This window comes from Dyadobacter sp. (assembly GCF_051859145.1).
Classification (GTDB): domain Bacteria; phylum Bacteroidota; class Bacteroidia; order Cytophagales; family Spirosomataceae; genus Dyadobacter.
This window is the reverse complement of the sequence record NZ_JBHYGF010000268.1, coordinates 19,830-27,418: the sequence shown is the minus strand read 5'-3', so window position 1 is coordinate 27,418 and position 7,589 is coordinate 19,830. Positions and strand designations below refer to the sequence as shown.

Genomic DNA, 7,589 nt, shown 5'->3' with positions numbered 1-7,589 from the left:
AGAGCTGGACGTTACTACATCCAAGTTTGTGAATAATGCGGAGGTACTTGCCTCCATTCTGGTCACCTCCGACAAGCAGCAGATGAGCGTACTGGTTCCGACCGAAAAGCTTGAATTTGAAGGAACCTGGGATGAAGACCATATTGATTTCAATGGCGCATTGCACCAGGTAAAAAGCACAAACCAGGCTAATCTCGCGGGAGAAATCAGGTTCTTGCCAGCCGGTCTGGATATCGGGTTTAAAGATTCAAAACTGAACCTGCTCGACGAAGAATGGAGCGTACCTTCTCAGAGCCTGATCTCCATTGTAGGCAGGGATATTACGCTATCAAATGTCGGGCTGGTTAGCGGCAAGCAGCGTATCTTTCTGACTGGCGTAGCTTCCGAGAATCCTGAGAAGAGCCTGCTGCTCGATATCAGAAACTTCCGGTTGAATAGTCTTAATCCGGTACTGAATACCAAGCTCGCCGGGATCATGGACGGTTCGGCTCGGGTTAAAGATATTTATAACAGCGTGATTCTGGACGCGAGTTTTAACATAGAAAGTCTGGGTTATGCACAGTATGAATTCGGGAATTTGTCGGGTACCGGCGACTGGGACCAGATTACAAGCGAGTTGCAGATCGATGCACAGCTGAGTAAAAACGCAAGGCGGGTATTTAATCTTGTCGGATCATACAGACCAAAGCTGACGGACAACACACTCGATCTCAAAGCTGTTTTCAACCATATTGATTTCAAGGCACTCGAACCTTTTGCCGAGGGGCTGGTCTCTGACATTGGGGGCCGGGCACAAGGTACCGTGCTGATCAAAGGTAAAGTAGACGCTCCGGTGCTGTCGGGATCATTGATGGTGGAGCAGGGTAGAATGAAGTTCGATTACCTGCAATCGGTATTTACTTTTAATGATAAAATCAATTTTACCGAAAGTGAAATCACGGTCAATAACATGATTGTGACAGATACTGATGGTAATACGGCGGCAGTGCGCGGTGGTGTTTTTCACGACGGGTTTAAGTACTTCTCGCTCGGCTTCAATGCGGACCTGAGGAATTTCAAAATATTGAATACCAATGTAAAAGACAACGATGTGTTTTACGGAACTGCTTATGTTACCGGTCCGGTAGCAGTTTTCGGGCCCATTGACAACCTGAATATCGAGGCAAATGTAACCAGCAACAAAGGCACCAAGATTTACATTCCGCTTGACGGCGCCACAGAGGTAGCTACCCAGGATTACATTCAGTTCGTGAGCAAAATGCCGAAGCCCGACAGTACCATCACTACTTCGCAGGCAGATTCGATTTCCCGGAGCCAGGTTGCGGGCGGTATAAAAATGGACTTTAATTTCAACCTCACACCTGACGCGACCTGCGAGATTATTTTCGACCGGCAAACAGGCGATATCCTGCGCGGAAACGGATCAGGGCGCTTGAACCTGAACATTGATACCCAGGGCGATTTCACAATGGCGGGCACCTACGAGATCGAGCGGGGAGAGTACAACTTCACTTTGCAGAATGTGATTAACAAGAAGTTCAGTATTAAGCCCGGCAGCCGGATTGTGTGGTCGGGAGACCCTTATGGTGCTATTCTGGACGTGAAAGCGGGCTATACTCAGCTGGTATCACTGGCCGGCGTGCTGCCTAATACGAATGCTTCCAATATTGGTACGAATGACGCATTGTCGCGCAGGTACCCTGTGGAAGTGACAATTGGTTTGTCAGAAAGATTGATGTCGCCACTAATCCGGTATGATTTGAAAATATTGGATAATCCGTCACTTAATAATTACCGTGGCCAGCTGGAAGCGTTTCAGAATAAACTGAAATCGGATGAGCAGGAATTGAGCCGGCAGGTGAGTAGTCTTCTGGTTGTCAATCAATTACTTCCAGAGAGCAGTCTGGCCACAGTTGGCAGCCAGAACTTTCTTGGCAGCAGTATCAGTGAGCTCGTTTCAAATCAGATCAGCCGCTGGGCTTCGGGAATTAATGAGAATCTGGAAGTGGGTGTATCCGGACTTTCCCTTGACCAGAATGCATTGAACAACCTGCAACTGCGGTTCTCTTACCGGTTTTTGAACGATCGTTTCAGGGTTACCCGGGACGGACGGTTTACGTCGGGCGCACAGAGCCAGACGGGGACTACTGCCTACGACGCAGCGAGCCTTTTAGGAGAATGGACTTTGGAATACTGGCTCAACAGCCAGGGTACGGTGCGGGTGAAAGCTTATAACCGGAATGTTCAAAACCCGCTTTCCCTTAATAATACAGTCACAACCGGTGGGGTAAGTATGCAGTTTACACACAGTTTCAACCGGTTTAATGCAATGCCGAAACCTTCTGTGAAAATACCTTACGTGATCCCGGCTGATTCCACCCGACAGGATACGACGGCAAAAAAGCTGATTTCGGAGAAGAGCCCCTCTTTTATTCTCCCCTATACCGCACAGCCACTCCGCTGAGCATATATCCTTCACTTTTTACACTTGTATAGTATTTATACTGCACATTGATGATGGCGTCGGCGCCGATCTTCTGGGCTTTCATTACCAGCCTCGCAGTGAGCAGCTCTTTGGTTTTTGCATCGTTGCCGCGGTACATCATTCTTCTGTCCTGCGTTTGCTCCCTCGTCAATGAATCTTCACTGCTGATTTCAACCACGCCGATCTCCGTATAAGGCCGCTCGACTGCCTGATTTTCATACAGTACCTCGATGGGATATTTCGTGTTGGTAGAAATGGGAATGCCGCTGGAACAGTTCAGCAAAAAGGCGGCTGACAAAAGACTGATAATGCTAAATGCTGCTTTAAAGGGTTTCATTCTGAATGATTTGAAATAAACATATACACATAAAGGTGGCCATAATGTGGCAACCTGATCCTCTTACCTTTTATCAGAAAGCCGTTGTTTCGTGACATATTCTGCATTATTTTCAAGCATTGTAAATCTAATTCAATTCACTCTGATATGGTCATGAAATCTAAAAGAAAGGTGGTCTGCCTGCTGCTGTCCACGCTCCTGTCGGCTCAATTGCTGGCACAAACTCTTCCCAAAGGTGTCACGAAAGTAACTTCCGTGGAAGGTATCACCGAGTATAACCTGGAAAACGGATTGAAAGTATTGATGTTCCCCGATCCTTCCAAGCCGACTATCACTGTGAATGTTACCTATCTGGTGGGCTCCCGCCACGAGGGTTATGGCGAAACAGGAATGGCGCATTTGCTGGAACACCTTGTATTTAAAGGTTCACCCAAGCACCCGAATATCCCGCAGGAGCTTACCGAACACGGCGCACGCCCCAATGGTACAACGTGGTACGACAGAACCAACTATTTCGAAACTTTTTCAGCGACCGAGGAGAACCTGAAATGGGCACTAGATCTGGAATCTGACCGGATGGTCAATTCTTTTATCGCCAAAAAAGATCTTGACAGTGAGTTCAGTGTCGTGCGCAATGAATTTGAATCGGGAGAAAACAGTCCGTTTCGGGTGTTAATGGAGCGGGTTATTTCAACAGGATATCTTTGGCATAATTACGGAAAGTCTACAATTGGAAACAGGTCGGATATTGAGAAAGTACCAATTGAAAATTTGCAGGCTTTTTATAAAAAATATTACCAGCCCGACAATGCGGTTGTGACTGTTGCAGGGAAAATTGATGAAGCGAAAACGCTGGCAATGGTTAACGAATACTTTGGCAAAATACCAAAACCGGCGCGTGTGTTACCCAAATCACATACTGTAGAACCTACGCAGGACGGAGAGCGTTTTGTAGAACTGAAAAGGACAGGCGATGTGCAGTTGTTGATGGCGATGTATCACATTATGCCAGGCTCGCACGCCGACTATCCTGCCATGGAAGTATTGACCGAGCTGCTCACCACAGAGCCGAACGGAAGGTTGTACAAAAACCTGGTGGATACCAAGAAAGCTTCCTCAGAATTCGGTTTCAGTTTCCAGCTTTATGATCCGGGTTTTGTGCTGTTCGGTGCCGAAGTGTTAAAGGAGAAATCCCTGGACGAGGCGCGGCAGGCTTTTGTGGCTACGCTGGATTCCACTGCATTGCTGAAACCTTCCGCCGAAGATGTGGAGCGGGCGAAAACGACGATCCTGAAAAACTGGGATTTGGAATTCCGTAACTCTGAAAGGGTAGGGCTGAGCATCAGCGAATCCATTGCCACCGGTGACTGGCGGCTGGCATTCTTGTTCCGCGATAATATTCGTAAAGTAACCCCGGAAGATGTTTTTAAAGTTGCGCAATATTATTTCAAACCTTCGAACCGCACATTAGGAACATTTACCCCGGATGCAAAGCCCGTGCGTGCAGAGATTCCGGAAGCACCCAAAGTGGAAGATTTGGTGAAGAACTACAAAGGAGAAGCAGTAGTAGCGGAAGGAGAGGCATTTGATCCTTCCCCGATGAATATCGAATCGAGAACAACGAGAGTTGAAAAACCGAATACCATTGAAACCGCATTTTTACCGAAAAAAACACGGGGTAATGTGGTAGCTGCGCGGATTACACTTCGCTATGGGGATGAAAAAAGCCTGATGAACAAGGCCACGATTTCGGATCTGACGGGATCGATGCTCGATAAAGGGACAAAAACCAAAACGCGCCAGCAGATCAAAGATGAATTTGACAAAATGAAAGCGCGGGTCAGCTTCTTCGGCGCCAATAACCAGGCAGGTGCGAACATTGAAACTACCAAGGAAAACCTGCCGGCTGTATTGAAGCTGGTTGCAGAAGTTTTGAAAACACCTGCATTTGACGAAGGGGAATTTGAAAAACTGAAACAAGAAGAACTTGCCGGCATTGAGTCGCAAAAGAGCGAGCCGCAGGCCATCGCATTCAACCAGTACCGCCGCATTACAAGCCCGTACCCAAAAAGTGATATCCGCTATGTTGGTACGTTTGATGAAGATATAGAAAATGTGAAGGCGGCCAAAATTGATGATATCCGCCAGTTCCATAAGGATTTTTACGGAGCGGGTAATGCGTCTGCGACGGTAGTGGGCGACTTTGATAAAGCTGCGGTGGAAAAGATCATCAATGCAGAATTCGGTACCTGGAAAAGCGCAAAGCCATTTACGCGTATTGCTTCACCTTATCAGGCTGTAAAAGCCGAAAACAAGTCGCTGGAAACGCCGGATAAAGCCAATGCGATGTTTGTGGCAGGAATGGGCATGCCACTGCAAGATACGGATCCCGACTATCCTGCATTAATGATGGGCAATTATATGCTTGGAGGCGGATTTTTGAACTCCCGTCTGGCCACACGGATCCGGCAGAAGGACGGATTAAGCTATGGTGTAGGTTCTCAATTCTCGGCCAGTTCGCTCGACAAAAGCGGCACGTTTATGTCCTACGCCATTTATGCGCCTGAAAATGCGGAGAAGCTTGAAGCTGCATTCAAAGAAGAAATTGACAAAGTTTTGAAGGAAGGTTTTACAGCCGAAGAGTTGAAGGCAGCCAAGTCGGGTTACCTGCAATCGCGTCAGGTAGCACGCTCGCAGGATGCATCACTTACCAATACGCTGACCAACAATTTATACCTCAACCGTACCATGCAATGGGATGCCGATTTTGAGAAAAAGATCGAGGCGCTGACTCCCGATCAGATCAAAGCTGCATTTAACAAGCATATTGATTACAACAAGCTGGTGATCATCAAAGCAGGGGATTTTGAAAAAGCAAAAAAAGGAGCTCCCAGTCAGGGCGCACCGGGTAAACTGGGCGGAAGCGAGAAAAAGTAATGTAACCTGAAACTTGAACAGAAAACCGGCAGCAAAAAGCGCCGGTTTTCTGCTTTACTAGGTGTACATGTTTAACTTTGCGACATTATCTACAATCAGCGGTATCGAACCCACTTCTTATGAAACCAATCTACGCCATTGTTCTTGCATGTTTTCTGGCCGGAACGAGCCAATATTCCGCACAAGGTCAGAGTAATTCGAAAACAACTTCACAGCCTGCAAAACTGGCGCGGCCAAAGCTGGTGGTAGGTATCGTAGTAGATCAGATGCGCTACGATTATCTGTACCGATATTACGACAAGTACAAGGAGGGCGGCTTGAAAAGGCTGATGAACGAAGGCTTCAACTGTCGCAATAACCACTACCATTATGCATTGACGGTGACTGCTGCGGGGCACTCTGCGGTGTACACGGGATCAATGCCGGCTATCAATGGGATCATCGGAAATGAGTGGTATGACCAGGCTGCGCAAAAGGGGGTTTATTGTACCGATGATAATACCGTCGCTACTGTGGGCAGCAGTAATGTGACTGTTGGAAAAATGTCACCGCGTAATTTGCTGGTGAGTACCATAACTGACCAGCTTCGCATTGCAACCAACTTTCGTTCAAAAACGATAGGTGTTGCTATCAAAGACCGCGCTTCCATTTTGCCAGCAGGCCACGCTGCAACCGGTGCATATTGGTTTGATTCAAAAACAGGCAATTTCGTGACAAGCACTTACTATATGCCCGCATTGCCGAAATGGGTTACTGATTATAATAGTTTGAAGAAACCAGCGGAATACGCTGGAAAAGGCTGGAATACGCTTTTTCCGGTTGATCAATACAGCCAGAGCAGCAAGGATGAAGTGGCTTGGGAAGGTTTGATTACCTCTAACAATAAAACCACTTTTCCGCATGAACTTGTCGGGAATGCAGGCGATGCATTTGGCCCGGTTACAACTTCGCCCTGGGGCAATACTTTAACCAAAGAAATGGCAATTGCGGCGATCAAAGGCGAGAATTTGGGAAAAGGTGCAGATACTGACTTCCTGGCTGTAAGCTTTTCGTCGCCCGACCGCATTGGTCACATGTTTGGTCCCAACTCCGTGGAGCAGGAAGATAATTATCTGAAACTGGACATGGAATTTGCCGAGTTATTCAATTTTCTGGATTCCTGGACGGGCAAAGGCAACTATACTGTTTTTCTGACAGCCGATCACGGCGCGATGGACGTTCCGGCATTTTGGCAGGAGCATAAATTACCGGCAGGTCTTTTAAGCGCAACTGCATTGACACGCAGCATCGTTAAAGCGATGAACGATGCGTACGGGGAAGCTGACTACATCGCAGGGTTCGAGAACTATCAGATCTATTTCAACAAGGCGGTTTTGAAGGAAAAGAAAATTACAGTTGAGGATGCTTATCAGCTGCTGCGCAATACGGTTTTGTCTGCCAACGGAATAGCCGATATCATCAATCTACGGGATATTGGAAAGGCACCTTTGAACACTTACCAACTGGAATTATACAAGAACAATATTAATGCGAAGCGCAGCGGGGATTTGCAGCTGATCCTCCAACCTGGCTGGTTTGCTTCCGGCTTCAGCACAGGTACTGACCACGGCACACCTTACAACTACGATACCCACGTTCCTTTCCTGCTTTATGGCTGGGGCGTGAATAAGGGCGAAACGCTAAAACGTACTACCATCGCGGATATCGCACCGACAATCGCTGCATTGCTGCACATTTTGCCGCCAAGCGGAAACGTCGGAAATCCTGTTGAAGAAGCATTGAAAAAGTAAAAAGCGGCGGAAGTTGAAGTTGAGTTATTTAATATTTTAA

General features: G+C 47.3%; 4 protein-coding genes. 3 read left to right on the top strand and 1 reads right to left on the bottom strand.

What is annotated here, in order from left to right:
- A partial coding sequence (locus tag ACTIE6_RS15700; protein WP_439557538.1) for a translocation/assembly module TamB domain-containing protein occupies positions 1-2,464 on the top strand: 2,464 nt, incomplete at its 5' end.
- On the opposite strand, the gene ACTIE6_RS15695 is transcribed toward ACTIE6_RS15700, so the two are convergent.
- Complete coding sequence (locus ACTIE6_RS15695; RefSeq protein WP_439557537.1) at positions 2,430-2,822, bottom strand: hypothetical protein; 393 nt, start codon at positions 2,820-2,822, stop codon at positions 2,430-2,432. The genes ACTIE6_RS15700 and ACTIE6_RS15695 overlap by 35 nt on opposite strands.
- A 153-nt stretch (positions 2,823-2,975) precedes the next feature.
- On the opposite strand from ACTIE6_RS15695, the gene ACTIE6_RS15690 reads away from it, so the two are divergent.
- On the top strand, positions 2,976-5,759 hold the full coding sequence (locus tag ACTIE6_RS15690) for a M16 family metallopeptidase (protein ID WP_439557536.1): 2,784 nt from the start codon (positions 2,976-2,978) through the stop codon (positions 5,757-5,759).
- Between the two features lie 119 nt (positions 5,760-5,878).
- Positions 5,879-7,549, top strand: a complete 1,671-nt coding sequence (gene pafA, locus ACTIE6_RS15685) for an alkaline phosphatase PafA (RefSeq protein ID WP_439557535.1) — start codon at positions 5,879-5,881, stop codon at positions 7,547-7,549.
- The last annotated feature ends 40 nt before the right edge of the window (positions 7,550-7,589 follow it).